Annotated in this window: 16 protein-coding genes; 10 read left to right on the top strand and 6 right to left on the bottom strand. The window is 45.2% G+C overall.

The features are described 5' to 3' along the window. Positions 1 to 52 precede the first annotated feature (52 nt). Entirely contained in the window at positions 53 to 2887 is a 2835-nt protein-coding gene (locus L4D76_RS01120) for an FAD-binding and (Fe-S)-binding domain-containing protein (protein WP_428439090.1), read from the bottom strand. A 286-nt stretch (positions 2888 to 3173) separates the two neighbouring features. Between L4D76_RS01120 and L4D76_RS01115 the strand changes: the two genes are divergently transcribed. Beyond that, a complete protein-coding gene (locus L4D76_RS01115; protein WP_428439089.1) occupies positions 3174 to 4076 on the top strand; it encodes a LysR family transcriptional regulator in 903 nt (300 codons plus the stop codon). A gap of 181 nt (positions 4077 to 4257) precedes the next feature. On the opposite strand, the gene L4D76_RS01110 is transcribed toward L4D76_RS01115, so the two are convergent. Next, positions 4258 to 4479 carry a hypothetical protein gene (locus L4D76_RS01110; protein ID WP_428439088.1) on the bottom strand — a complete coding sequence of 74 codons (222 nt, stop codon included), beginning with the start codon at positions 4477 to 4479 and terminating at the stop codon, positions 4258 to 4260. 760 nt (positions 4480 to 5239) lie between these two features. Between L4D76_RS01110 and L4D76_RS01105 the strand changes: the two genes are divergently transcribed. Next, a complete protein-coding gene (locus tag L4D76_RS01105) occupies positions 5240 to 6514 on the top strand; it encodes an N-acetyltransferase DgcN family protein (RefSeq protein ID WP_428439087.1) in 1275 nt (424 codons plus the stop codon). Beyond that, positions 6511 to 7578 carry an alanine/ornithine racemase family PLP-dependent enzyme gene (locus L4D76_RS01100; RefSeq protein ID WP_428439086.1) on the top strand — a complete coding sequence of 356 codons (1068 nt, stop codon included), beginning with the start codon at positions 6511 to 6513 and terminating at the stop codon, positions 7576 to 7578. Before L4D76_RS01105 ends, L4D76_RS01100 begins: the two co-directional genes overlap by 4 nt. Before the next feature lie 92 nt (positions 7579 to 7670). On the opposite strand, the gene L4D76_RS01095 is transcribed toward L4D76_RS01100, so the two are convergent. From L4D76_RS01095 to L4D76_RS01080, 4 genes are all read right to left on the bottom strand, one after another. Further along, the gene (locus L4D76_RS01095) at positions 7671 to 9356 is read right to left on the bottom strand and encodes an L-lactate permease (protein ID WP_428439085.1); all 1686 of its coding nucleotides are present in this window, start codon (positions 9354 to 9356) and stop codon (positions 7671 to 7673) included. 724 nt (positions 9357 to 10080) lie between these two features. Continuing rightward, positions 10081 to 10416: a PBPRA1643 family SWIM/SEC-C metal-binding motif protein gene (locus L4D76_RS01090; RefSeq protein ID WP_428439084.1), complete on the bottom strand. Its 336-nt coding sequence runs from the start codon at positions 10414 to 10416 to the stop codon at positions 10081 to 10083. A gap of 586 nt (positions 10417 to 11002) precedes the next feature. Continuing rightward, positions 11003 to 13891 (bottom strand): ligand-binding sensor domain-containing protein, encoded by a 2889-nt coding sequence (locus L4D76_RS01085; protein ID WP_428439083.1) that lies wholly within the window; start codon positions 13889 to 13891, stop codon positions 11003 to 11005. A gap of 172 nt (positions 13892 to 14063) precedes the next feature. Next, positions 14064 to 14351: a Bor family protein gene (locus L4D76_RS01080; protein WP_428439082.1), complete on the bottom strand. Its 288-nt coding sequence runs from the start codon at positions 14349 to 14351 to the stop codon at positions 14064 to 14066. A gap of 340 nt (positions 14352 to 14691) precedes the next feature. Between L4D76_RS01080 and L4D76_RS01075 the strand changes: the two genes are divergently transcribed. From L4D76_RS01075 to L4D76_RS01045, 7 genes are all read left to right on the top strand, one after another. Next, positions 14692 to 16512, top strand: coding sequence for an extracellular solute-binding protein (locus L4D76_RS01075; protein ID WP_428439081.1), 1821 nt, complete (start codon positions 14692 to 14694; stop codon positions 16510 to 16512). A 93-nt stretch (positions 16513 to 16605) separates the two neighbouring features. Further along, positions 16606 to 17691 carry a microcin C ABC transporter permease YejB gene (locus L4D76_RS01070; protein ID WP_428439080.1) on the top strand — a complete coding sequence of 362 codons (1086 nt, stop codon included), beginning with the start codon at positions 16606 to 16608 and terminating at the stop codon, positions 17689 to 17691. 41 nt (positions 17692 to 17732) lie between these two features. Further along, positions 17733 to 18770: an ABC transporter permease gene (locus L4D76_RS01065; protein ID WP_428439322.1), complete on the top strand. Its 1038-nt coding sequence runs from the start codon at positions 17733 to 17735 to the stop codon at positions 18768 to 18770. A gap of 10 nt (positions 18771 to 18780) precedes the next feature. Further along, the gene (locus tag L4D76_RS01060; protein WP_428439079.1) at positions 18781 to 20373 is read left to right on the top strand and encodes an ABC transporter ATP-binding protein; all 1593 of its coding nucleotides are present in this window, start codon (positions 18781 to 18783) and stop codon (positions 20371 to 20373) included. Between the two features lie 257 nt (positions 20374 to 20630). Continuing rightward, the gene (locus L4D76_RS01055; protein WP_428439078.1) at positions 20631 to 22175 is read left to right on the top strand and encodes an alanine/glycine:cation symporter family protein; all 1545 of its coding nucleotides are present in this window, start codon (positions 20631 to 20633) and stop codon (positions 22173 to 22175) included. Positions 22176 to 22378: 203 nt separating this feature from the next. Beyond that, positions 22379 to 23116, top strand: coding sequence for an SAM-dependent methyltransferase (locus L4D76_RS01050; protein ID WP_428439077.1), 738 nt, complete (start codon positions 22379 to 22381; stop codon positions 23114 to 23116). 133 nt (positions 23117 to 23249) lie between these two features. Beyond that, positions 23250 to 25508, top strand: a complete 2259-nt coding sequence (locus tag L4D76_RS01045) for a peptidase U32 family protein (RefSeq protein WP_428439076.1) — start codon at positions 23250 to 23252, stop codon at positions 25506 to 25508. Positions 25509 to 26019: the final 511 nt, after the last annotated feature.

Here is a 26019-nt window from a genome sequence, read left to right as displayed (position 1 = left end):
CGAAATACCGGTGGGTTTATCTGATTTGCCTGTTTGTCTTTGTCGCTAATCATTAAGCGTTTGAACGGCTTACCTTATCAACCAAATACAGTATTGAGCGGTATTCGATACCACTATGCTCAGAAAGGCCAATTTCACAGGTACGGCTGTTGGAATAGCCTTCTTTGCAGTTGGCCGGAACTTGTTCTTTAAGTGGGGAAAGGGCCGAGGCGTTAAGCTCTGGTGTGGTAAAACCTTTATCACCGGCGAAACCGCAGCATTGAATATCTTCCGGAATGATCACCTGTTTTGCGCATGCTTCAGTGACTTTCTGCATCACATCTGCCAGCCCTTTGCGACGTGATGTACAGGTAATGTGCAGCATGACCGGTTCATCTTGCGGCTCAATATCAATCCGTGGCATCACAAAATCTGCGACAAACTGAAAGGGTTCATAGATAGTGATATCTTTACGCATCACATCTTTGCTTAAGCTTGCACATGGGCTGGTATCCATCAAGATTGGTAGCTTGCCTTGCTCAGAAGCCTGCCACAGGGTCTCTTCCAGCTGTTTAGCCTTGCTGTTTGCCGTATCGACAAAGCCTTTGCTCTTATAGGGCATACCGCAGCATTGGTTATTAAGCTCACCGGGCATCACAACTTCAAAACCCGCTTTCTCAAGCAAGGAAATCGTCACTTCAGCCAACGGACGAGGATCCATTGCCTTTTGCTCGGTGCCCATATTGCGCGATGCACAACTAGGGAAGTAGACGATTTTTTCTCGGGCAATGTTGAATATTTGCGGCGCTTTCATTTTACCAGCCGGGCGAGGCATGTGCTCAGTCCAAAGCGGAAGTTTTTGACCACTCAGTTTATAGGCCGCTTTACTCAGCTTTTTCATATTATTGCTGCCAAGTAATGAATGCATGCCATCAGCCGCACCTAACCCCAGCTTTGTTGCGGTGGTGATTGTCGAGAAATTATCTGCTGTCCAGCGAGCGATAGATTTAGCAAGCGGAGAATGTTCTTCACGTAATTTGCGCATCAGATCGCCGGTATTGATCCCGACCGGGCATCGGTCTGCACACAGTCCAGTTGCCGCGCAGGTATCGACGCCCTGATACTGGAAGGTTTTTTCCATCTCGGCAAGACGCGTCGGATCTTCTTCAGTGCGACGAAGGCGGCTGATTTCGCGATATACCGTATTACGCTGGCGCGGTGTCAGTGATAGGTTGCGTGACGGGCAGACAGGTTCACAGAAACCACATTCAATACACTTATCAATCAGGGTATCAGCCGTCGGCATTGCCTTGAGATTTTTAACATGAGCATGGTGATCGTCATTCAGGATCACCCCCGGATTCAGAATACCGGTGCTGTCGAAAATCTGCTTGATTTGCTGCATCAGGGCAAAGCCGTCCTGGCCCCATTCAAGCTCGACATACGGTGCCATATTTCGTCCGGTGCCGTGCTCTGCTTTTAATGAGCCTTGGTAATCGACCGCGACCAATTGGGCAACGGCATCCATGAAGGCGCTGTATCGGTTTATCTCTTCTTCTGTATCGAAAGCCTGAGTAAAAACAAAGTGGAGGTTACCCGCCAGGGCGTGGCCGAAAATAATGGCCTCATGGTAATGATATCGGGTAAACAGTTGTTGTAGTTCGCGAACCGCAGGGGCCAGCTGCTCAATAGGGAAGGCAACATCTTCAATGATGACGGTCGTGCCTGTTTCGCGAACAGCGCCTACCGCAGGGAATAACCCTTTACGGATAGCCCATAGCTTCGCACAGATGTTCGTGTCAGTACTGAATGAGACCTGATGAATCGGTGTGAAGTTGTCGATGATAGCTGAAATGACGTTACTTTGTTCGAGTAAATCGGCTGCATTTTCGGCGTGAATTTCAATCAATAATGCAGCGGCTTCGGTATTGCCTTCTTTCCCTAACCGGGCGATGAAATCAGGCATGCCGGGTTCATTGGCAACAGATGCCAGCGAACGGCTATCCATTAGTTCTACTGCTGCGGCACTGGTTTTACTCAGTTCGCTTACCGCCAGGCACGTGCTTTCAATATCGTCAAAAACAAAGAGTCCGGATGCTTTATGGCCATGGTCAATGACGGTGTTATAGGTAATATCAGCAATAAAGCCTAACGTCCCTTCAGAACCAATAAAGAGGTGTTGCAGAATGTCGATGGGATCAATGAAGTCAGTCAGGGAATTGAGGCTGTAGCCGGTGGTATTTTTCAGGCGATATTTATGGCGGATCTTGTCAGCAAGCTCGGTGTTGTCTTTGCACGCCTGAGCCAGTGTCGTCAGATCGTTGAGCAGTTCGCTATGGGTTTGTTTGAACAGGCTGACGCTATCCGAATTTAGGGTATCCAGCACTGTGCCGTCAGCCAGTACGATGGTCATGCCTGCGAGGGTTTTATAACTGTTTTGGGCGGTGCCACAACACATGCCTGAAGCATTGTTGGCGGCAATACCACCAATTTTACAAGTATTGATGGAAGCGGGATCCGGGCCAATTTTACGGCCATATGGGGTCAGCAATTTATTGGCTTCGGCACCGATAATGCCCGGTTGCAACCAGATCTGCTCGGCATTATTAAGAATTTTGTGATTACGCCATTTATCAGTCAGGGTGATCAGTACAGAATCTGACAGAGCCTGCCCGGAAAGGCTGGTACCAGCAGCGCGAAACGTGACAGGAATGTTTAAGTCGTAACACGCTTTAACTGAAGTGATGACTTCATCTAAAGAGTCCAGCTGAAGAATAACTTTAGGAACAAGGCGGTAGAAACTGGCGTCTGTTCCGTAAGCCAGCGTCAGCGTCGGATCGGTAATGATGCGTTTTGCATCGATATTTTTTTTAAGCTGTTCAATCAGCATGGTGTAGGGATGTTCCATTGCTCAGTGCTCCATGATGATGCCTGTTGCTGCCAGTAAGCAGCGACAGGAATATGCTGAATAAACGCTTTTATTGTTATGGCTTATATTCATCATCATTACTGTTAGGGTTGTCGGTTTTGAAGTAATACATCCGCAGTTATAGGTATTATTGATCACTCCTCTCGATTTAATATTTTAATAACATTTCTTTGGTTGATATACTGCCATCAATACATAAGTTTGTTGCAAAAAGTGTACTAATACCAAATCCATTAATGATCTGTTCAATTCAGCGAGAGATAAAATGCGAAGTACTGATGATTTTCTGGTTTTTTACCATCTGATAGAGCAAGGCTCTTTCAGCAAAGCCGCCGAACAGATAGGGCTTACCAAGTCGGTTGTAAGCAAACGCATCACGCGATTAGAAGAAGATCTCGGAGTGCAGCTTATCTACCGAACCACACGTAAGCTGACGCTAACCGAAGCGGGCGAAGTGTTTTTTGGCCATGCCAGAGAAGTGTATCACTCTGTTCAGAATGCCGAAGATGCGATGAGCGGGCTTGGTGAAAGACTTTCAGGAGCGATTCGTTTAACGGTACCAACTATTTCCGGCGAGTTAATCTTGCCTCAGGCGATTGCTGAATTCAGTGCCAAATATCCGGACATTCATATTGATATGGAGCTGGATAATCGGTTTGTTGATATCGTTGAAGAAGGTTTTGATCTTGCCATTCGAACCGGGGCATTGCCTGATTCGAGCTTTATTGCAAGGCGCCTGGTTGATGTTCACTGGGTGATTTGTGGTGCGCCGGCGTATTTTGCCAAGCATAAAGCCCCGCAGAATTCAGCTGATTTGGTCCATCACAATTGCCTTGCTTATAGTTATCAGGAAACCGGGGCAACCGAGTGGCTGTTCAAAGGCAAATCAGGTCCTTGCACTGTAAAAGTTAAAGGCAACTTCAGTACCAATAATGCCTCTGCCTTAAGAAAGGCGGCGCTATTCGGTCAGGGGCTGGTGTATGTGCCTAAAGTGCTGGTGGCAGAAGATTTACAAGCGGGAACGCTGGTAGAAGTGCTGCAGCATCAGGTGGCAAAGTGTTTAGGAATTTATGCGGTTTACCCGTATACCCGCCATCAACCGGCTAAGGTTAAACTCTTTATCGAGCATCTGTATCAGTGCTATCAGCGCCATGAAGATAAGTTCTGATGGATTTTTTCTACATCTTCAGCGGTTATATCTTCGGCAAGGTTTAGCTGGATTGCCAGCTCATCGAGCGATTCAGTAAGGCTCTCGTGCTGAAGAGCGCGTGGTGGGATATTGCCCTCCCAAACGCTAAGTTAACCGTGTGGGAGGGTGATCAGATTGGTCAAGGTTTGAGTGGGGCTGCTCAATATATTGAACTATGTAGACACAAATTCAGTGCTTTGAGTTCGCTGCTCAAATTGTGGATTCGTGAAATAATTTCACTCTCTAAATGTGCTAAATGTTTTGGGGGATCAAGTTCTGCCAATGCAGGATGAGCATCCCTGATCCTTTGCAAATCAAAGTAATTTTCATTGATTTCGTTCAGCAGTACTTGCCGATCAGTTAATGAGCTTTGTTCTTCCATAAACACCTCACTAAGCATTGTTAATGACTTTTTGGGATAATATCTTGAACCAATATTACATTACTAACCGTAATCTAGAATGTAAAGTCCGACCAGTGAATAATTTACAATTGCATGAAAACTAACTAACAATATTGTATCAAAAGCCAGGCATTACATTCTGACAACTCGTACACCGGATATGCGTTCTACTATACCCAAGTTACCTCAAGATGCGAGATTCAGAGCCTCCTCTGGGAACTCAATTCGAATGAAATGTGTGTAGGAATGGCATTCCCTTTCAAACACATTTTGTGAAGAAGTGATTTTCCAGAGGAGCTCCCAAAGGGCGAGTTTCATTAGCTTTTATTCTGTGTTAGCCATTCTTTAAATAGAACCACTATTCATTCAAATGGCTGCCTTGCCTAAAAGCTAATGAATTCTCGCTGAACTCTGCATCTTGAGGTAGCTTGGGTATATAGGGTTTGTCGCAAAATCACTTCATGAATTATGATCATTACTTCCCCCTCCCTTAATTTCGTGGTTGGTTATTGAGCTGTTAGATTCGCTGGGTATATGTTGTAATAAATCTCTTTGATTTCCTTTCAAAGCAGACGCTAGTTCACATTAACACTTGTTTGTTTACAACTCTCGGGTGTCGGCCTATGCTAAAATGGCTATGCACCCTACCGCTTAGTGGGGACCTCTTGTTGACATCCGGCTGAATCAGGTCGGCACGATTACGTTGCCCCCTGAGCCCAATTCAATTCGAGGTCACCTTATGTCTACCGTTACCCCCAGTTCGCCGAAGGTCCAACCGATTGCCGCAACTGGATCACTTTTCACTCCTCCGCAACCATCCACAGTTCAGTCCTCCACATCGCCAAACTTACTCTTCGCCAATGCAGATTGTGTCAGCAGGGACGAACAGGTGATATCTATACAGTCGCGATTCCATGGTAAACAGAAGCGCAACTCAACAGCAGTTATCTATTGCGAAGCGAACTTCGGTGCCATCGACGGCAAGACAGCTAACGGGCTTGTCCGTCACTCGGAAAAATATAAAATTGTCTCGGTCATTGACAGCGAGAAGGCTGGTCTTGATGCAGGAATGGTCCTCGGTGACGCACCGAACGACATTCCCATCTGCCGTGATCTTGCCGACTCATTGGCACAGGCCGGAAGTCTACCCGACTACTTCATTTACGGGATGGCACCGTCCAGTGGTATGTTATCGACACTTGAGCGCGACATCGTACTCGAAGCGATCAGCCTCGGCATGAACATCGTCAACGGCCTGCATGAGTTTCTTAACGACGATCCGCAGTTTGTAGCGGCGAGCAGGGAGAATAATGTAGAGATCATCGACGTCCGTAAGCCCCGAGCCAAGAAGGATCTGCGGATTTTCAGTGGCCGGATCGCTGAGGTTACCTGCCCGCGTATTGCGGTGCTGGGCACAGACTGCGCCATCGGTAAGCGCACCACAGCGACCATATTGGCCAGCACTCTCAGAAAGCGCGGTATGAACGTGGTGATGGTCGGAACTGGCCAAACCGGGTTGATCCAAGGTGCGCGTTATGGCATCGCACTCGATGCTGTCCCTTCACAATTCTGCGCAGGTGAACTGGAAGCTATCATCGTCGAAGCATTTGAATCAGAGAACCCCGATGTAATTATTATCGAAGGGCAAGGCGCACTCAGTCATCCTGCTTTTTCGACCACCTCTTTTATCCTCCGAGGCAGTTGCCCCAACGGCGTGATATTGCAGCATGCACCGGGACGAGCCCATCGCTGCGACTTCGAACAGATGGCAATGCCGGTGGCGGCCACTGAGATTAATCTCATCCAGACTTTTGCTGACACGAAGGTTATTGGACTCACGATTAACCACGAGAATATGACCAATGCCGAGATCAGCACAGCCATCGAATCCCATGAGTGTGAACTCGGTATTCCTGCCACCGATGCTCTGACTCAGTCACCCGAGCGCCTGGTACAGATGGTCTTTTCGGCGTTCCCTGAGCTTGAAGAGAAACAGATCGTTTGCGCATTATGAGTGCACCGCGTTTGGAGATCGATCTCGACAAGATTCATCACAATGCCCGCACGCTGGTTGATCGGCTGGCCTATCGAGGCATCTCGGTCACGGGCGTGATGAAGGCGGGGCTCGGTTCACCCGAGATCGCCCGGGTGTTGCTGCGTGCGGGCGTGAGCATGATCGGTGACTCCCGAATAGAGAATATCGAAACAATGCGTCGTGCGTGCATCGCGGCGCCGATGATGCTTATTCGTTCGCCAATGATCAGTCAGGCGGACAGAGTCGTGACGCACGCCGACCTGAGTCTCAACACCGAACTCGACGTCATCAGCAAGCTATCGTCTGCCGCGAAGGGGGCGGGGAAGAAACACGGAGTCGTGCTTATGGTCGAGCTTGGCGATCTCCGTGAAGGTATTATGCCTGCCGACCTTGAGGACACCGTGCGTCAGGTACTTCGCTTTCCGAATATCGTTCTTAGAGGGATCGGTGCCAACCTAGCCTGCCACAGCGGGGTGTCACCCGACACAAGGAATATGTCTGAGCTGTCTGCGCTTGCAGGTTCAATCGAGGCGACATTCGGATTGACTCTCGACATAGTGTCAGGCGGAAACTCTGCCAATCTTGAATGGGCACTCAGCGGTGCAGACACAGGGCGGATCAACAATCTTCGCTTGGGTGAATCTATTCTGCTTGGTTGCGAACCTCTCCATCGCCAACCGATTGATGGCCTGTATACCGATGCGATCACGCTTATCGCCGAAGTGATCGAATCGAAAGTTAAGCCTTCGCAGCCATGGGGCAAGATCGCCCAAACTGCGTTCGGAGAAAAACTGCCTGCTATAGATCGAGGATACATCTCACAAGCGATTCTGGCCATTGGGTACCAAGACGTTGATCCAAGTGGCCTCCAAGGGCCGCCCGGCATCGAGATCATTGGGGCCAGCAGCGATCATCTCATCGCAGATTCCGGCCATTGCCGCCTGTCGGTTGGCACTGAGATCCGGTTCCAGTTGAATTACAGTGCGCTGGTTAGAACGATGACCTCACCCTTTATCACCAAGGTGCTGAAGGCTCCGACATAAAAAAGCGTGATGATGTAAAAACATCATCACGCTTTTTATTTAACTAAACAGATTTACTGTAACAAATTAGCCCGCTTGGTTTTTCGTATACATTAAATCAGCGTACTCATGATAGCGGCCACAATTCCGTACATAATCATAGGTACAACGGTACGCTTGATAATGAACCCTTCTTTGTTGGCAATACCCAGAATGGTTGAAACCGCGATGATGTTATTGATACACACCATATTACCCATTGCGCCACCGACAGATTGAAGTGCAAGGATCGTCGTTTGTGGTAAGCCAACATTGACAGCAATGGTCTGCTGAATCGCACCAAAGGTCAGGTTCGATACCGTTGCAGAGCCAGAGAAGAAGGCACCTAATGCACCAAGGTAGGCCGCAACATATTGCCAGCTGGTTCCCATTAAATCTGAGAAGGCTTGTCCGGTTGTCATAATTGGCGAGTTTTCACCGCCAGTCATCATTAATTTCACCATGATCAGTGCACCAACCAGTGCAATGAATGGCATTTTAATGCGACTGCCTGTTTCGACAAACATCTGCTTTACAAGCTTGCCCTGTAATTTAAACAGCGGAATTGAAATCAGTACAACCAGCAAGAATGGGATCAAAGCAGGTACATAAAGGGTTTTATAAGCCCAGGCAACATCAGTACCCAAGATATGGCTTAGTTTAAGTATTAGCGCCTGACTGATACTGAAATCACCCAGTGGCCCCAGCGAAACACTGAACATTTCAGTGCCATCGGTCAGCATCGCCTTAATGCCAAACTGCTTAATACGGGTGACAACCAAAATAGCGATAAGCAAAATGGTTGGGGTCATGGCTTTGAAAATTTCGAAGCCAGTGACCTTTTCGTTAGCAGATGCTGTTGCTGTTGATGACTTGCTCTGTGTCTTACTCACCGCCATGTTGAAAGCATTATTATCAGCCAGCATTGCCGCTTCGCCAGCAACTGCTGTTTGTTTGATGGCTGCTTGTTCTTTCTTAGCCAGGCCAAGGTTAAGGCGGGCAAATACCACTGATAACGTCAGGCCAATAGCACCACCGACAAGGGCAGGGAACTCATAATTCACTTGCGCTAGAAGGAAATAAGGCACAGTACATGACAGAGTACTGAGTAATACGAACAGGTAGTTACGACGTATATCACCCCAGCTGACGATAAAGCGTAAAGCCATAGGAGGAATAACAAAAGCCGCAACAAAGTGAATTAAAGCGGTGATTTTACCGGTTTCAAGCAGTGTTGCGTCATCTAAACCGAGGTTAGAGAAGCCGAACCAGGTGGGTGTACCAACGGCACCGAATGAAACCGGCACCGAGTTCATCACTAACGCCAGCATCGCAACTTTGAGTGGATTAAAGCCTAAGCCAACCAGGATCGGGGCTGCAATTGCGGCGGGAGTACCAAAGCCGGAAGCGCCTTCAATCATGAATGCAAACGCCCAACCGATAATCATCAGCTGAGCCACCTGGTTGCGGCTGATCCCTTCCAGCCAGCGACGAATAATATCTTCAGCACCAGAAAGGTAAGTCATGCGGTTAAGTAAAATGGCACCGGCAACGATTGAAATTGGGGTGATAGCAGAGAGGATGCCGGCTACGATGTTGGCGTTAATTAAGGTGATATCAGTGTTGAAGTAAAAAAGTTGTATTACACCGACCATCAAAGCGGTGGTTGGCAAAGCAATATGCGATGGTACGCCGTTTTTTTTCGTCATCATCCAAATGAGGATGATAATAGGCATTACTGATAAAAATAGGGACGTCATTGTATACCCACTCCGTGTATTAAGGCCTGCTTCCTGAACGGCATCAAGCTCTATGAACTCGTTGCGTTAAGTGGCCTTGTTATCGTTATTGTCGTTTTAGTTACATAGTCAGAAACTGAAGTTGTTTACTGACAAGCTGTTTTCCGTGGGGAAGACATTCTAAGGCGCAATTTTTATAAGGCTATGCCTCTTCAGAGATGCAAGATTCAAAAGGATGTTGTAATTGTTGTGTTAATACATATGTTAAATTCGGCTATTTTTAATAACCTTATATAAAACATATCAATAGAGATTTGTATGATAAAGCGAGTTGGTTGGATTGTGCGACGATTGGAAACAGTCATTTTCACAATTAAAGCCAATGAGGAGGGTGGAATATGACCAATCATGGTCTGTTAACAGGCTGGTTTAACGTGATTGAACAGGTGTGGCGGGATAACATGATGTAATATAACTACATTACCCTGTACATTTCTATTTTTTTGCTCCGTTGTGTTATTAAGTTACCAGGTCAAAGTGCGAGGAGATAGGGCTGAAATAGAGATCAAGAAGAGATAATGAAGGTGAAGAAAAGAGAGGAGAAAATTAATCAATGTTACAGGTGTGTTTAATTAGACTTGAACAAAATGTAGATGATTAGTGTGAAAATCTGCGAGTACCTTGTCACACAGTAAAACCATTATGAAGAGGTACTCAGGCAGTATTCAGCTAAATAATAACTTTTTTATTTACCGCAGCACTTCTTGAATTTTTTGCCGCTGCCACAAGAACAAGGATCGTTGCGGTTTGGTGTTTTATCAAACGTCGTCGTTTTTGGCTTATTCAGAAGCGCTTCAAGATCGACAATGTTCTCTTCTACATCAGCATTGATTTCGATGGTGGCAAAAATAGTGTTCTCTTCCAGAATCGCTTCAACTTCAGCTTTTCGCTCTTCACTAACCACTGTCAGAGATAATGGAAAGTCTTCAGAACCTGGCTTAGCACTACGGTTGGTGTTGAAGCCATAGCTTGAGTGTTTTGGCTTCTTCTCTATACGACCTTTGAAGAAAAATTTAGACATGACGAGTTCCTGTGTACCTTGAATGGGCCTGAACGCTTAACATAAAACGAGTTGGACCACTGAAGTAAGGTGTTAATAGAAAAAGCCTGCTTTGTCGGCAGGCTTTTATAAATTGGGTGGAATGAAGCTCAGTACACACTGAATGACGTCACAGTGGTGCTGTGTCTTGCTCATTACCAGAATTGAGGGGAATGGTAACGGTAACGCCTGTTTCTAGCAAGTGTTTGGTTGTTGCTGTTTCCCTGACGTTGAGATAGAAGACAAGCTTCAGATGACGCCAGAACCAACCGGCTTGGCGTTATCATGGAATATATACCCAAGTGACCTCAAGATGCAGGATTCAGAGTGAGCTCAGCGAGTTCAATTCAAGGAAAATGAGCACAGGAATGGTTGCCCCTTTCAAGCTCATTTGACGCCGAAGTGGGCACGCTGACTCACTCCCAAAGGGCGAGTTTTATTGACTTCTATGCCGCGTTGCTGATTATTGACGTAGAACCACTATGTCTTCAAATCAGTGCCTTACCTAGAAGCCAATAAAATCTCGCTGAAACGAGCATCTTGAGTTCACTTGGGTATACCCGTAAGGCTAATAAACAAAAAGCCCATCGCGCCCTGATTTTTTAACCTTAAACAATGCTTTATCGGCACAGCAAAGCAGATGCGCAAAATCGTATGAAGTATCAGCATTTACGATCCCGATACTTATACTGACCGACAAATCCTCTGCAATTCGGCTGTAGTCTTGCTCTTTAACTAATAAGTTGATTTTTTCGCATAAAGCGTGCACTTCATGTGGCTGCCAACCAACAATACCCATTACGAACTCTTCCCCTCCCCAACGTGCAATAAAACAGTCATTTTGACTGAACTGCTTAAGACCCTTAGCAACGGTTCGTAAAACTTGGTCACCGGCCAGGTGGGTGTAGGTATCATTGATTTTCTTAAAGTGATCGATATCTAACATCACGATCGATAGCGCCGTATTTGGCCGAGATGTTGAAATGACCTGGTCAATCCATTCATCAAATGCGCGACGATTATGCAAACCGGTTAATTGATCTTCCCTGGCCTGTTTTTCAAAAGCAGAGGCTTGCATTTGTAGGGCTTGGGTTTTTTGCTCAACCTCATATTTTAGTTTTAATTCAGACTGTTTGAGAAGGCGGAGCCTCCACCAGACGGACAAGGCAAAAGAGAGGATGACTAATAAGGCTAGTCCAAGTTGGATACTCTTTCTTTGCCACCAGTGGGGAAGAATACGAAAAGAAAAGCTTGCTTGGTTTATTTCATTCGGGTGATAAGGATAATACGCGTTAACAATAAAGCGATAATGCCCAGGTGCAAGGTTTGTATATTCGGCGAACCCTTGCGAACCTCTTTCAATCCATTCTGATTCGAGCCCCTCTAGCTTGGTGCGGTAGCGTATGTGCTGAGAAGAAATAAAACCAAGCCCTACGAAATCAAATGTCATTCGCTGGCTTCCTGCGGGTAAAACAGAGGGTTGGTTATCAGCTAAGTTCAACCATGTTTGAGCACCTCGTACTCGTTCTATGATCGTCGGGAATATGGGTGACACGAGTTGTTTGAAACGTTGGGGATGAGTGGATGCCACGCCTTTCGCTGTCGCAAACCATAACTGACCTGAAGAATCGATGGCAGCAGTAGGGTTCGAACCACCATTAAGCTGGGCCGTTGCCATTCCATCTAGCTCATTATAATGATCGAAATTGATGCGAGATCTCGTTCCATCGGCGACGGCATTGGCTTCATCTGCCGAAACCCGCCAGATACCGCGATTAGAGGTGAGCCAAAGATATCCATTTCGATCAGGGATAACTTGAAATAACTTATCAATTGGAAGACCATTTTTCTGTCCAATAATGCTTAGTTTTTGATCTGAAAAGCGGTAACGAATAAGCCCACGATCGGTGGTCATCCACATATACTCTTTTTGGGCATAAAATCCGAATACGAATTCGGCTTTCTCAAGTGGTTGCAGGTTTAGGCTTCTGACCTGGTTTTGATTAATTACTGCGACACCAACCCCCGTTCCAACCCAGACATTCCCCTGTTCATCCAATGTAAGTGCCATGATGAAATTACCAGGGAGACCATCTTTTGTCGTAAACAGTTGGTGTGTACCATCGGTAGAGTATTTGACCAGCCCGGCTGTTGTACCAACCCACAATTGCCCCTGGTTGTCTTCAACAATGGCGCGAATTACGTTCGCGGGTAAACCTTGGAGATCAACATGCTTTAGCATTTGGTTATCGAAGCTAAACAGGCCGTGATTATATGAACCAACCCATACTCCGCCTTTTTGCCGGGGAGCTAAGCTCATTACCGAGAGCGTTTCAGGAGCCAAATCGTCTGAAGTTGAAGGGGAATAATTACGGTTTTGTCTGTTTTGAATGACACTCAATCCACGGCTGCCTCCCACGATGATTTCGCCGGAATCCAAAGCGAGGACGGTTCGGATATAATCGCCTGCCAGCCCTCTTGTTTTATCCCATGTACTAAAAGGTGTCTGACGCAAGCGGATAAGTCCGGTGTGAGTACCCACCCAAATTGAACTTTCACGATCCTGATAGATAGATAAGATCTGGTTATGGGGTACCCCATTAAGTTCAGTTAACGAAGAGACTTTGTTAGCTGAAAAACGATAAATGCCCTGGTTAAACGTGCCAAACCAGTAATTGTCCTGGTCATCAATTAGAATATTGGATACAAAAATGTTATTTAATTTGTCATGAATACGAGAAAGTTGACCGTTTTGATAGCGCCAGGCACCGTTTTCTCCACCAAAGATAATACGCCCTTGCGCATCTTCGATGCCAGAATAAACAGGAGCGTTCTTTAGTCCATTTGATTGGCTGATGTTTTCAATCTTGTTGGATGAAATGAGGTACAAACCCTGGCTAGTTGATGCCAGTAGATCACCATTTTGACGAAATGAAAGATGGTACACGCTTAGTGCCGGTAAAATGACTTGGTTTTCAGCTTTGTCGTGAGCACGAAAAATAAGGCCTTCTCCCCGTAAACCGATCCAAATACCGCCGTTAGATTGGCGCAAAACGGTGTTAACAAGGTTTTTGAACGGGGGGAGAGGTTGCCAGTTGTAAGGTTTTCTATAAATCAGGCCACCTCTGGCACCACCTGCGAGTAACCCACCATCAGGATCAGCGTAAAGAGCTTGAACACCTGAATCGATCAGTGCGCTTTCAGGGCCTCTGGTAAAGATCTTAAATTCTCGGCCATTGAAGCGGGCAATACCTTCCCAGGTTGCAAACCACAGATAGCCATCTTGTGTTTGGCTTATTGCATTAATGCTGTTGTGAGGCAGACCATCTCGGCTGGTCCACGTTTCGGAAAGGTATTCATCCAGCAAGGAAGCTTGTGAAGAAAAAATCCCCCCAAAACATAACCCGATCACTAAAAAAGTGTTGATGAGTCTGGTTAACGAAGAATTTAGCGGCATGCCTGTTTACCTGTCACGATATTTACCCGGTGGATAAAAAACGGGAAATATTAGCATGATCAATAGATTAAGCATATTCAACCTTTATCACAAAGTAAAAATATGCGCCCATGATCACGAATTGAAATCATGTGGTCAAGAAACAGGCTAGAGGCAACTTAAAAAATCAGTTTTATACCTTGCAGTACACTCTCGCTTCGCGCGGGGTATAAATACCAAATGTCACAGTTCTTAAAAAGCCATTAAAGAAGGTTTCTTGAACTTCAACTTTTGCCACCTTATCTAAACCGCCACAGACAGATACGGCATCAATTTCCTTTTCTTGAGCTAAACCATTTATAAAAAAGTGGGTTGGTTGTTCTTGTTTAATTTCATTTGATTCATTCGACATTACGAATGTCTGCTGAGCACAACCATTCAATAGGGTTACAGCAAGAACTGCCAAAAGTAGTTTTTTCATTTTATCACCATAGCTAATTTCAAGCCGTGGAGGTTATCTTATTATTAATATAAAATACAGTGTTTTATATTGAGGTTGATAACGCGTGGCTATTGATTAGTGGCATTAGCGTTGAAGTGAGACAGCGGTGCTTCTTTTTTGAGGCGAGTCAAGTTTTGCATCAATAGAATCAGCTAATGATTGGTTGTGTTTACGATTAATGATATCGCTATTATTAAAGCGTAAAGGACAGTCCTTTCTTATCTGGCGTTTGTCGAATCACGATTACTGTCCTATCGTAGAATAATGAAAAGTAAAAAGAATTTGATTTACAGGGTTGGTGGATAAAAAGGATAGGGAGATGATTATGCGAAGGAATTGGGCACTTGTACTTTGTTTTATGTTAACAAGCGTTCAGCTTGCTGCTTCTGAAGTGATTGAATCTACACACCTTGTTGGATTTGGTGAGGCAAAATACCCCAGTGATTTTCCCCACTTTGACTATGTGAACCCTGAAGCACCGAAAGGTGGCACTGTTACTTATGCTCAAGTTGGCACTTACGATAATTTTAACCGATACGCGACCCGCGGTGTTTCTGCCGCACGTGCAGAAGCAATGTATGACACCTTGTTTGTCGCGGCGGCTGATGAAATTGACAGTTATTATCCGCTGATTGCGGAAAAGGTCCGTTATTCAGATGATTATTCCTGGATGGAAGTTGATATCAATCCGAAGGCGCGTTTTCATGACGGTAATCCGATCACCGCGCAGGATGTGGCGTTTTCCTTCAGTAAGTTCATGACGCAAGGGGTACCACAGTACAAGGTTTACTATAAGGATGTGAAATCAGTGACGGTTGTATCCGTTGGTACTGCTCGGGTTGAGATGGCAAAGCCGAACCGCGAAGTGCTGCTTTCTCTGGTGCAGAATCTGACCGTGTTGCCAGCCCATTACTGGAAAGACAAAGATCTTGGGGAGCCATTAAATGAACCGCCGCTGGGTAGCAGCAGTTATAAAGTGGCCGATTACAAACCAGGGCAAAGTGTGACGTATGCGCGGGTGAAGGATTATTGGGCTGCGAATTTACCCGTTAACATTGGCCGTAATAATTTCGATACCATTCGTTATGACTATTACCGTGATGAAACGGTCACACTGGAAGCTTTTAAAGCCGGTGAGTATGACGTTCGTGAGGAAAACGTGGCAAAGTTCTGGGCGACCATGTATGAAGGGCCAAATTTCGACAAAGGTTATATTCGTAAAGAAGAGATCCCCCATCAGATCCCTCAGGCTATGCAGGCTTTTGTTTTCAATACCGACAGTCCATTTTTTAGTGATTCAAGGGTGCGGGAGGCGTTGAGCTACGCCCTGGATTTTAAATGGATGAATAAAATCTTGTTCTATGATCAGTACCAGCGTTCGCGTAGTTTTTTTCAGAATACCGACTATGAAGCAAAAGGACTACCTTCAGAAGCTGAACTGGTTGTGCTGGAGCCGATTAAAGACAAGATACCGCCACGTGTTTTTACCGATTTTTATGAGCCGCCAGTGACTGATGGTTCCGGCCGTATTCGGGCCCAGATCCGCCAAGCTCTGGGGCTGCTAAAAGAGGCGGGCTGGGAGCTGAAAAATAAGAAGATGACCAGCGTGAAGACTGGCGAGCCGTTTACATTTGAGCTACTGATTTATAGTCCGAGCACAGAACGTCTGGCGATCCCTGTACAGAAAAACCTGAAGCAGATGGGGATCGAAATGAAAATTCGCACGATTGATACCACGCAATATATTAAGCGAGTGCGCGATCGTGACTTTGATATGGTCTCTGCCGGATATGGTGCTAATCCTTATCCCAGTCCAAAATTGCTAATTGCCTGGAATAGCAAATTTATCGACAGTACCTATAACACTGCCGGTGTTCGGGATCCGGCTATTGATTACCTGACCGAAAAGATCGCCGACAACCAGCAAGATCCAGACGCGTTGCTGGCATATGGCCGGGCATTGGATCGGGTGTTGCAATGGAATTTCTTTGTCATTCCCCAATGGCATATTAGTAAATTCAGGGTCGCAAGCTGGGATAAGTTTTCTCGCCCGGCGATCAGGCCAAAGTATGAACTCGGGCAGGATACCTGGTGGATCGATCAAGAAAAAGCACGAAAATTACCAGAAAAACGGCGTTAGTCGTCATTGTTGTACCCATCATGCATTGGAAATGCAGCCTGCAATTTCAAGCATGAAGGGTATATAAGCCCATAAGATTGTGATGTAGTTAATATGACAGCATATATTTTTCGTCGTCTGTTACTGGTTATTCCCACCTTGTGGGCGATCATCACCATTAATTTTTTTGTTATTCAGGTTGCGCCGGGAGGGCCGGTAGAGCAGGCTGTCGCCCGCCTTGAAGGGCACTCGTCCGGCATTATGGAGCGCTTTGTCGGCGGCGGTAAGGAAGTTCAGTCTGCAGAGCCCGGCGATCAGAGTTCGGGGTATCGCGGTTCGCGAGGTCTGGATCCGGAAGTCGTAGAGGCGATCAGGAAGCAGTTTGGTTTTGATAAACCACTGCTCGAACGCTATCTCGACATGTTAAAAAACTATGCCACCTTTAATTTCGGCGAAAGCTTATTTAAAGGCGGAAACGTGATTGATCTGATCATAGAGCGGTTACCGGTCTCGATTTCCCTTGGCCTGTGGAGTACGCTGATCATCTACTTTATCTCTATCCCGCTCGGGATAGCCAAAGCGATAAAGCATGGTTCGCGTTTCGATATCTGGAGTAGCGCGCTCATTATTATCGGGTATGCAATACCGGGTTTCCTGTTTGCAATTTTACTCATCATTGTCTTTTCCAGTGGTAATTATTTTAGCTGGTTTCCGCTGCGGGGACTGGTGTCATCAGATTTTGCACAGATGACATGGTATCAGCAGGTGGCGGACTATTTCTGGCACATGACATTGCCAATTCTGGCGATGGTGGTCGGTGGCTTCGCGACCCTGACCATGCTGACCAAAAACTCCTTTCTGGATGAAATTAATAAGCAATATATAGTAACTGCCCGTGCCAAGGGGCTGGACGAACGCAGCATTCTGTACCGTCATGCATTCCGCAATGCGATGCTGATCATTATCGCCGGTTTTCCCAGCGCATTTATCAGTATTTTCTTCACCGGCGCGATGTTGATTGAGGTGATGTTCTCGTTAGAGGGGATAGGTCTGCTGGGGTTTGAATCAACCATTCAGCGTGATTATCCGGTGGTTTTCAGCTCTCTCTATATCATGACGTTGCTGGGGTTGGTGCTGAACATTATTTCAGATCTTACTTATACCCTGGTCGATCCTCGCATTGATTTTGAGGGGCGCTAGCCATTATGAACCCAAAAACAAAGAAGCTGAATCCAAAAGCAATGAAGATAAAACCAATAACGATGAACCCGATAACAAGGGAAAGATGGTCACGGTTTCGGGCCCATAAACGGGGTTACTGGTCGTTGTGGATTTTCGCTGTTTTGTTTGTGATCTGCCTTTTGGCTGAGGTGGTTGCTAATGACAAGCCGCTGGTGATTAATTTTAAATCAGATTGGTACTTCCCAATCGTTCAGCAGTACGCCGAGACCGATTTTGGCGGGGAGTTTGAAGCAGAAGCGGACTTTACTGATCCCTATGTCGTGGATCTGATTGAAGCTGACGGTTACATGATCTGGCCGTTGATCCCTTTTCATTATGACACCATCAACTACAACCTGTCTGGGCCCGCGCCTTCGCCTCCTGACCGCGTAAACTGGCTGGGAACGGATGATAAGGGGCGAGATGTGCTGGCACGCATTATTTACGGTTTCAGGGTATCGGTCCTGTTCGGGTTTGCTCTGACCATTATTTCCACCTTGATTGGTGTTGTTGTGGGCGCTTGTCAGGGCTATTACGGCGGCTGGCTTGATCTGCTTGGCCAGCGTTTTATCGAAGTCTGGTCGGGGATGCCAACCTTATTTTTACTCATCATATTGTCGAGTTTTGTTGAGCCAAATTTTTGGTGGTTGCTCAGCATCATGGTGTTGTTCAGCTGGATGACGCTGGTGGGTGTGGTACGGGCTGAGTTTCTCCGTTGTCGAAATCTTGATTATGTACGAGCGGCGCAGGCGTTGGGTGTTAGCGATAGTCGGATCATGCTGCGTCATATGTTGCCAAACGCCATGGTTGCTTCACTGACAATGATGCCTTTTATCCTCAGTGGCTCGGTCACCACATTAACGTCACTGGATTTCCTGGGTTTTGGCCTTCCTGCCGGCTCACCGTCACTGGGTGAATTACTGGCGCAGGGCAAAACCAATTTACAGGCACCCTGGCTAGGGCTCTCTGCCTTCGTGGTGCTGTCGATAATGCTAAGCCTGCTCGTCTTTGTTGGTGAAGCGGTTCGTGATGCCTTTGATCCGCATCATCAGAAATAAGAGAGGTGCTATGACAGACGCATTATTATCCATTGAAAACTTAGCGGTTGGATTTGAGAGTGGGCAACAGGTTACCCAGGTGATTCAGGAGGTCACTCTGTCGATTCACCGTGGTGAAACACTGGCGTTAGTGGGAGAAAGTGGCTCTGGTAAGTCAGTGACAGCGAATGCTATCTTGCGTCTGTTGCCTAAGGCCACGACCCGCTACCTCAGTGGCAGAATCAAGTATGACGGTATTGATATGCTGACGTGCAGTGAGCGGCAGATGCGGGGCCTTCGGGGGAATCGTATCGGCATGATCTTCCAGGAGCCGATGATGTCACTTAACCCGCTCCATAGAATTGGTCGGCAGTTATGTGAAACGCTGTCGATTCACCGTGGAATGCGTCAGCGTCAGGCAGAAGAAATTGCGCTGAGCTGGTTGAAGAAAGTCGGGATCCGCAATCCCGAAAGCCGCATTTCCGCATTTCCGCATGAGCTATCAGGTGGTGAACGTCAGCGAGTTATGATCGCCATGGCGCTGATCAATGAGCCGGAATTACTGATAGCGGATGAACCGACAACCGCCCTCGATGTATCGGTACAGGCGCAAATCCTCGCCTTGCTGAAAGAGCTGCAACAGGAGCTCGGAATGGCGATGCTGTTTATCACGCACGATTTGAGTATTGTCCGCAGCATTGCTGATCGTGTTTCAGTCATGCAGCTCGGCAGTGTGGTAGAGACGGATAGTAAAGAGATCATTTTATCGACTCCGAGCCATCCATATACCCGTCTACTTATTGGATCGGATCCGAAAGGTGAGCCGATACCGGTTGAGCAAGATTCCCCTGTTTTGTTTGAGGCAAAAGATCTGCGAGTCTGGTTTCCGGTTAAAGGCGGTATTCTTAAACGGGTTAAAGGCCATATCAAGGCTGTCACGGATATCAGTTTTCAGCTTCGTAAGGGCCATAGCGTCGGTCTGGTTGGTGAAAGTGGATCCGGTAAATCAACCACGGGAATGGCAATATTACGATTACTTAACAGTGAAGGCAGTATTGTCTTTGAGGGAAAAGACATATCGACCTTTGATCGAAAAAAAATGCTGCCGCTGCGTCGGCGTATGCAGGTGGTATTTCAGGATCCATTTTCAGCTCTTAACCCGCGGATGTCTGCGGCACAGATCATCGGAGAGGGGGTGAAAGTTCATGAACCCATGACCCCGGAGCAAGAAGATCAGGCCATTTGTCTGGCGATGGAAGAGGTGGGGCTAGATACGGAAACGCGTCACCGTTACCCTAATGAGTTTTCCGGCGGACAACGCCAGCGTATTGCGATTGCAAGGGCACTGGTGCTTAAGCCGGACTTTATTTTGCTTGATGAACCGACATCATCATTGGATCGCACTGTTCAGTTTCAGGTGCTCGCCTTACTAAAATCATTACAACAAAAGTACGGCTTGAGTTATCTGTTTATCAGTCATGATTTAAATGTAGTGAAATCGCTGTGCCACTACACATTAGTACTCAAAGACGGCCAGGTTATTGAGGAAGGGGATACCGCAACGCTATTCAGCCAACCCCAAGAGAGTTATACAAAACAGTTAGTTAGCCTCTCCAGTCTCTGAGCATTAAACTTCCGATTTACAGTTATATGGTCTGGGAGGAGTATACCCGACCAAGGGTATTACCCAGATAGCATGAATAACCATGCATTGAGCTGGTTATATTTTAATCTATCGCTTGTTGCGCTAATGTTACTCATTTGTGCTTCCTGTCACGTTAACAAAAGTTTAAAAACAAAATCCTTAACAATTCACTTACATTTTGCTTATTATGCTGCCTGAACATTAACCAATGATGTATTCAAGACAGGGAGATTTTAATGCAGTCGTTTGTGGATTTTTTAAATGGAATAATATGGAGCCCGGTGCTGATATACCTTTGTTTAGGTACGGGTTTGTTCTACTCCGTGACTACTCGTTTTGTCCAGATCAGGCATTTCAGAGAGATGTGGAGGCTTCTATTATCTGGCAAGAGTTCCGATAAAGGTATTTCCTCTTTTCAAGCTTTAGCAGTTTCTCTATCGGGACGTGTAGGTACAGGTAATATTGCAGGTGTTGCAGCGGCTATCGGTTTCGGTGGTCCTGGTGCGGTGTTCTGGATGTGGGTTGTTGCCTTCCTGGGTGCTGCGACAGCGTATACAGAATCCGCGCTTGCGCAGATCTATAAAGAAGAAGATGAAGACGGTCAGTTCCGTGGCGGCCCGGCTTATTACATCGAAAAAGCAATGGGCCAGAAGTGGTATGCATGGATTTTTGCCATCGCAACTATCTTCGCGTGTGGTGTGCTTCTGCCTGGTGTTCAGTCAAACAGTATTGGTAATGCAGTAGAAGCTGCATTCGGCACTGGTGAAATGATTGAAACGGCGGTTGGTACATTTAGTTTTGCCAAGATTGCGACCGGTACTATGGTTTCAATTATTCTGGGCTTCATCATTTTCGGTGGTGTTAAGCGTATTGCGAACTTCACCCAGATAGTTGTTCCTTTCATGGCGCTGGCTTACATCATTGTTGCTTTCGTTATTATCCTGCTTAATATCGGTCAGGTACCTACTGTTTTTGCCATGATTGTTGGTGATGCTTTCACGCCTATGGCGGGTGTTGGTGCTGCAATCGGTTGGGGTGTTAAACGTGGTGTTTACTCTAACGAAGCGGGTCAGGGTACGGGTCCTCACGCAGCAGCAGCGGCAGATGTACAACATCCTGCTCAGCAAGGTCTGGTACAGTCGTTCTCAATCTACATTGATACACTGCTGGTGTGTTCGGCAACTGCGTTCATGATTATTATCACTGGCGCTTACAATGTACATGGTGGTGCCGAAGGCGTGTTCCTTGTTCAAAACCTTGCTGCCGACATCGGTGCCAATGGTCCGGTCTTTACCCAGATGGCGATTGAAAGCACGATGCCTGGTATCGGCAAGCCGTTCATTGCATTTGCACTGTTCTTCTTTGCCTTCACCACTATTCTGGCGTACTACTACATTGCGGAAACCAACATTGCTTATATCCGCCGTACGTTTAAAGTGCCAGGCTTGATGTTTATCCTGAAAATTGTACTGATGGTTGCCGTTTTCTACGGCACCGTTAAGACCGCAAATCTGGCGTGGGCACTGGGTGATGTTGGTGTTGGCCTGATGGCATGGTTGAACATCGTCGGTATCGTTATTATCTTCTTCATGTCTAAACCAGCACTGATAACGCTGAAAGATTATGAAGCGCAGCAAAAAGCCGGTGTGACTGAATATACTTTTAACCCTGTTAAGTTAGGCATCAAAAATGCTGACTTCTGGGAGAAGAAATATAACGCTCATGAAAGACCACAAGCTGATGACATCGCTGAAGGTGAACCGGTTAAGTCGCCAGTTTAATAATGTAATGAATGTACTTAGGATCTAACGATTCAAATAAAAGGGTTAGCCACTGGTTACCCCTTTTTTTGTTTACCGGCAAAGATATTTTATCCAACAAATAAAAACAGTATTAATACGAACTAGAATGAACTTATTTGCATAATACCAGTTACACTTATTGTATTAGCCCAGTGTTAGGCACAAGGAATCGGAGGTGTATTTTGACCAATTATGATCCCATAGATTTGCTTTATGGCGGCATGGAAAAGCTTGGCCCCGGTGATAATACGGAAACCCTGCGAGTATTAGCCCTTCTTCCAAACCAGACTTATCGCCTTGTTGTTGATGCCGGGTGCGGAACGGGTCGCCAAACCCTAGCGTTAGCAAAAGCCCTTGGGACACCGATTCAGGCTGTCGATGTGTATGAGCCGTTCTTAAAGGACCTTATGCGACGAGCGAGAGAGGGCGGCCTTGAAGATCTCGTCCAACCACACTGTATGGACATGCAAGATCTGACTCAGAAATTTAATAATATTGACCTGCTTTGGTCGGAAGGGGCCGCTTACAATATTGGTTTTGCCAATGCACTATCGATCTGGGCACCATTGCTAACGCCGAACGGATTGTTGGTGGCTAGCGAGCTGTCATGGTTACGAGAGCAAGTACCTGCCCAGGCGAAAACATTTTTTCAGGAGGCATACCCTGAAATGCAGTCAGTACAACGTAATATCGAGATAGCAGAGAGTGCGGGCTACAAAGTGCTGACCACCCATAAGCTACCGCGAGAACATTGGATCAAAGGTCATTACGACATTCTTAGCTTGCGAGCCCAGGCTCTTGTCGATCATACGGATGCCGCTGTCAGAGATTTGGCAGCAGAAACGCTTGCAGAAATCGACATGTTTGAGATTTCGGAAGACAGCTATGGCTATGTTTTCTATATACTTCAGCGTTGCTAATTAGGGTAATACACGCTGGCTGTTTACGACAAACGAGGCAGCTATTTGGCCTTTTATAGACAATGATGAATAGATACGGGTAAAATATGTCCCACTAAAATAGAGTGAAAAGTGACTAGTGGGTTATATCGCAATGAAAAACAAATTTGAATTATTGGCACCTGGTGGCGATATTGAGTCTATAAAAGCCGCAATTGTAGCAGGCGCTGATGCGATATACTGTGGTCTGGATAATTTTAATGCCAGAAATCGAGCAACAAATATAACATTTGATAATTTAAATGGCATCGTAAGACTAGCCCACAAAAACAATTGTAAAATTTTTCTAACACTAAATATAATTATATTAGAAAGCGAAATTCCAGCTATTATACGATTGCTCAATAAGTTGGTAAATACAAAGATTGATGGTGTTATTGTTCAAGATTTAGGTCTGTTTTATATATTGAAAAAACACTTTAAAGACCTTGATGTACATGCGTCTACACAGGCTAATACGCATAATGACGGACAAATTTTCTTTTTAAATAAGCTGACTGCAAGTAGAGTGAATTTATCAAGAGAGTTAAATATTACTGAGATAAAGCACCTGGCTCAAGTTGGACATGAAAATAATGTCTTAATGGAAGTGTTTGTTCATGGTTCATACTGTATTGGTTTTTCAGGGCTTTGCTATATAAGTTCTGTTCGTAACGGTAATTCAGGAAATCGTGGTCGATGCAGTCAACCGTGTAGAGATCAGTATTTAACGACATCGGCGGGTAAAGATTACCCTCTTAACCTTAAAGATAACTCAGCTTTTTCTGATCTAAAAGAGCTCGCTGATGCTGGTGTTTACTCCTTGAAAGTAGAAGGAAGGATCAAAAAATCTCACTACGTATATACAGTAGTGGATAACTGGAGAAAACAGATCCAAAGCTTCTGCAATAATAATGAGTTACTTAGCGATAACACAGAGCTATATAAAGTGTTCAATAGGGACTTTTCAAACTCTTATTTAAAGGGTGACATTAATAAAAACATGTTTATTGATAACCCTCGTGATCATTCAGTTAAACATTTCTCTGAAGTTTATGGTTGTTCGACCGATGAAAGTGTTCAGGAAGTTAAGCAAAAACTTTATGATGACAAAACCGAGATAATCACAACGGTCACGGAAAAAATCAAAGATTTAAATATCGATAAAATCCCTTTAACAATTAGTGTTTCCGGAGAGGTTAATAGCCATCTGAAAATATCGGTAAAAACACCAGACACTTCATTTGATGTGCTTTCAGAAAGCAAACTGATTAATGCTGACAAATACACGATAGATTACAATAGTATAGAAAAAAGATTTAAGACATTAAATGATGCTGAATATTGTGTTGAAGCATTAGACATCGATAATCTTCAGAGTGATCTTTTTGTTCCATTTAAAGAACTAACGAAAACAAAAGACAGAATTGCATTTCTTCTAAATGGTTCAAAAGAGCGAATTGCTCCAATTGAAACGCCGGTATTAAAAAAACCAGCATTGTCGAATCAGGATGAATTAAAGATAAAGCCGACACTTTCAGTACTCATATCTGATAAAAAAGATGTCGATCTTTGTAATTCCACATCAGCGGATATTTATTATCAGCTTCCTGATTCTATTCACGGCGAATATTCTCAACTTGTTGAGCTGTTTTTAAATAATGAAAAATTAATTCCATGGTTCCCATCGATTTTGATCGGAGAAAACTATACCGCTGCGATAGAATTTCTTGGTCAGGTGAAACCAAAACTCATTGTAACGAACAATACCGGAATCGCTTACAAAGCCTATGAAAATGGAATTAACTGGATAGCCGGGCCATACCTGAACATTACGAATTCCTTCAGCCTTTTATGCATGAAAGAAGAGTTCAATTGTTGTGGCTCATTTATTTCAAATGAAATAAATAAAAAGCAAATAAAACAAATTGTGAGTCCAGATAACTTCACGCTGCACTACAGTATCTATCACCCGATTTTACTGATGACGAGCAGACAATGCTTTTTTCATCAGACAACAGGATGTAAGAAGAAGAATTTTGATGCAAAATGCCTTAAAAAGTGCAAAAAATCCGCATCAATTATTAATTTGAAAGAAGCTTCTTTTGTAATCGATAAACAAAAAGGTGATCACAATAGCATCTATAGCCATAATAATTTCTTAAACACAGATATTATTTCAGAGATACCGGACGTGTTTTCTAGTTTCTTTATTGATCTAAGGGACATAACAACTGAAACTCAAATTGAGAAAGATAAAGCAAGCGTTATACAGCTTTTCCAAAATCTCTTAAACGGAAATCCTGATTCAAAATCGGAACTTGAACAAGTTGTTTATCCTACAATGAACGGTCAATATATAAAGGGATTATAATAAAAACCAATAAAATGATAAGCGCGGCTAAGGGTAACTTAATGGTTGGATAAATCACCGTCATTATCTTTAGATACGGGCTTACTTTTTGGAAGGATGCTGCCTGATTTACAACGGAGTTTGACGTGAATTGTGGGATGTACGTTCTGAATTCCCGCTTGTAGATCGGTACTTTAGCGAAGCGGCCTTTAAAAGGCCGCTTTTTCTCGTGTCCGGATGGCCGAACATCAACACCCGTCCGGATCTTTAGCTCACATTTCTCTCAATATAGCGTTGGACAAGATTTTGTGGGATGGGTACAAAAGAGAGCCAAAAGAGGACAGCCAAAAGAGGACAGGCATACTTAAGAAACCATCAATCCTGTTAGTTTCACTGCATAGCAACACCAATCCCAATCTGATCCACTGCCCCTTTTAAAGTCTGGCATATGAACTATGGTCATTATTCCATCAGCAAGGATTGACTCATGACCACTGCCAGAAAACAACAAATATGTCTGGAATCAACGCAC

It is taken from the genome of Photobacterium sagamiensis, assembly GCF_050337085.1.
Lineage (GTDB): Bacteria > Pseudomonadota > Gammaproteobacteria > Enterobacterales > Vibrionaceae > Photobacterium > Photobacterium sagamiensis.
The sequence above is the reverse complement of the archived record's forward strand: the minus strand, read 5'-3'. Positions and strand labels throughout refer to the sequence as shown.

What these genes read in the sequence shown, in the direction of transcription:
- L4D76_RS01115 (WP_428439089.1), top strand. Translation starts at nt 3,174, where the DNA reads ATGCGAAGTACTGATGATTTTCTGGTTTTTTACCATCTGATAGAGCAA.
- L4D76_RS01080 (WP_428439082.1), bottom strand. Translation starts at nt 14,351, where the DNA reads ATGAAAAAACTACTTTTGGCAGTTCTTGCTGTAACCCTATTGAATGGT.
- L4D76_RS01045 (WP_428439076.1), top strand. Translation starts at nt 23,250, where the DNA reads ATGAAAAACAAATTTGAATTATTGGCACCTGGTGGCGATATTGAGTCT.
- L4D76_RS01100 (WP_428439086.1), top strand. Translation starts at nt 6,511, where the DNA reads ATGAGTGCACCGCGTTTGGAGATCGATCTCGACAAGATTCATCACAAT.
- L4D76_RS01070 (WP_428439080.1), top strand. Translation starts at nt 16,606, where the DNA reads ATGACAGCATATATTTTTCGTCGTCTGTTACTGGTTATTCCCACCTTG.
- L4D76_RS01055 (WP_428439078.1), top strand. Translation starts at nt 20,631, where the DNA reads ATGCAGTCGTTTGTGGATTTTTTAAATGGAATAATATGGAGCCCGGTG.
- L4D76_RS01060 (WP_428439079.1), top strand. Translation starts at nt 18,781, where the DNA reads ATGACAGACGCATTATTATCCATTGAAAACTTAGCGGTTGGATTTGAG.
- L4D76_RS01110 (WP_428439088.1), bottom strand. Translation starts at nt 4,479, where the DNA reads ATGGAAGAACAAAGCTCATTAACTGATCGGCAAGTACTGCTGAACGAA.
- L4D76_RS01065 (WP_428439322.1), top strand. Translation starts at nt 17,733, where the DNA reads ATGAAGATAAAACCAATAACGATGAACCCGATAACAAGGGAAAGATGG.
- L4D76_RS01075 (WP_428439081.1), top strand. Translation starts at nt 14,692, where the DNA reads ATGATTATGCGAAGGAATTGGGCACTTGTACTTTGTTTTATGTTAACA.
- L4D76_RS01085 (WP_428439083.1), bottom strand. Translation starts at nt 13,891, where the DNA reads ATGCCGCTAAATTCTTCGTTAACCAGACTCATCAACACTTTTTTAGTG.
- L4D76_RS01095 (WP_428439085.1), bottom strand. Translation starts at nt 9,356, where the DNA reads ATGACGTCCCTATTTTTATCAGTAATGCCTATTATCATCCTCATTTGG.
- L4D76_RS01120 (WP_428439090.1), bottom strand. Translation starts at nt 2,887, where the DNA reads ATGGAACATCCCTACACCATGCTGATTGAACAGCTTAAAAAAAATATC.
- L4D76_RS01105 (WP_428439087.1), top strand. Translation starts at nt 5,240, where the DNA reads ATGTCTACCGTTACCCCCAGTTCGCCGAAGGTCCAACCGATTGCCGCA.
- L4D76_RS01090 (WP_428439084.1), bottom strand. Translation starts at nt 10,416, where the DNA reads ATGTCTAAATTTTTCTTCAAAGGTCGTATAGAGAAGAAGCCAAAACAC.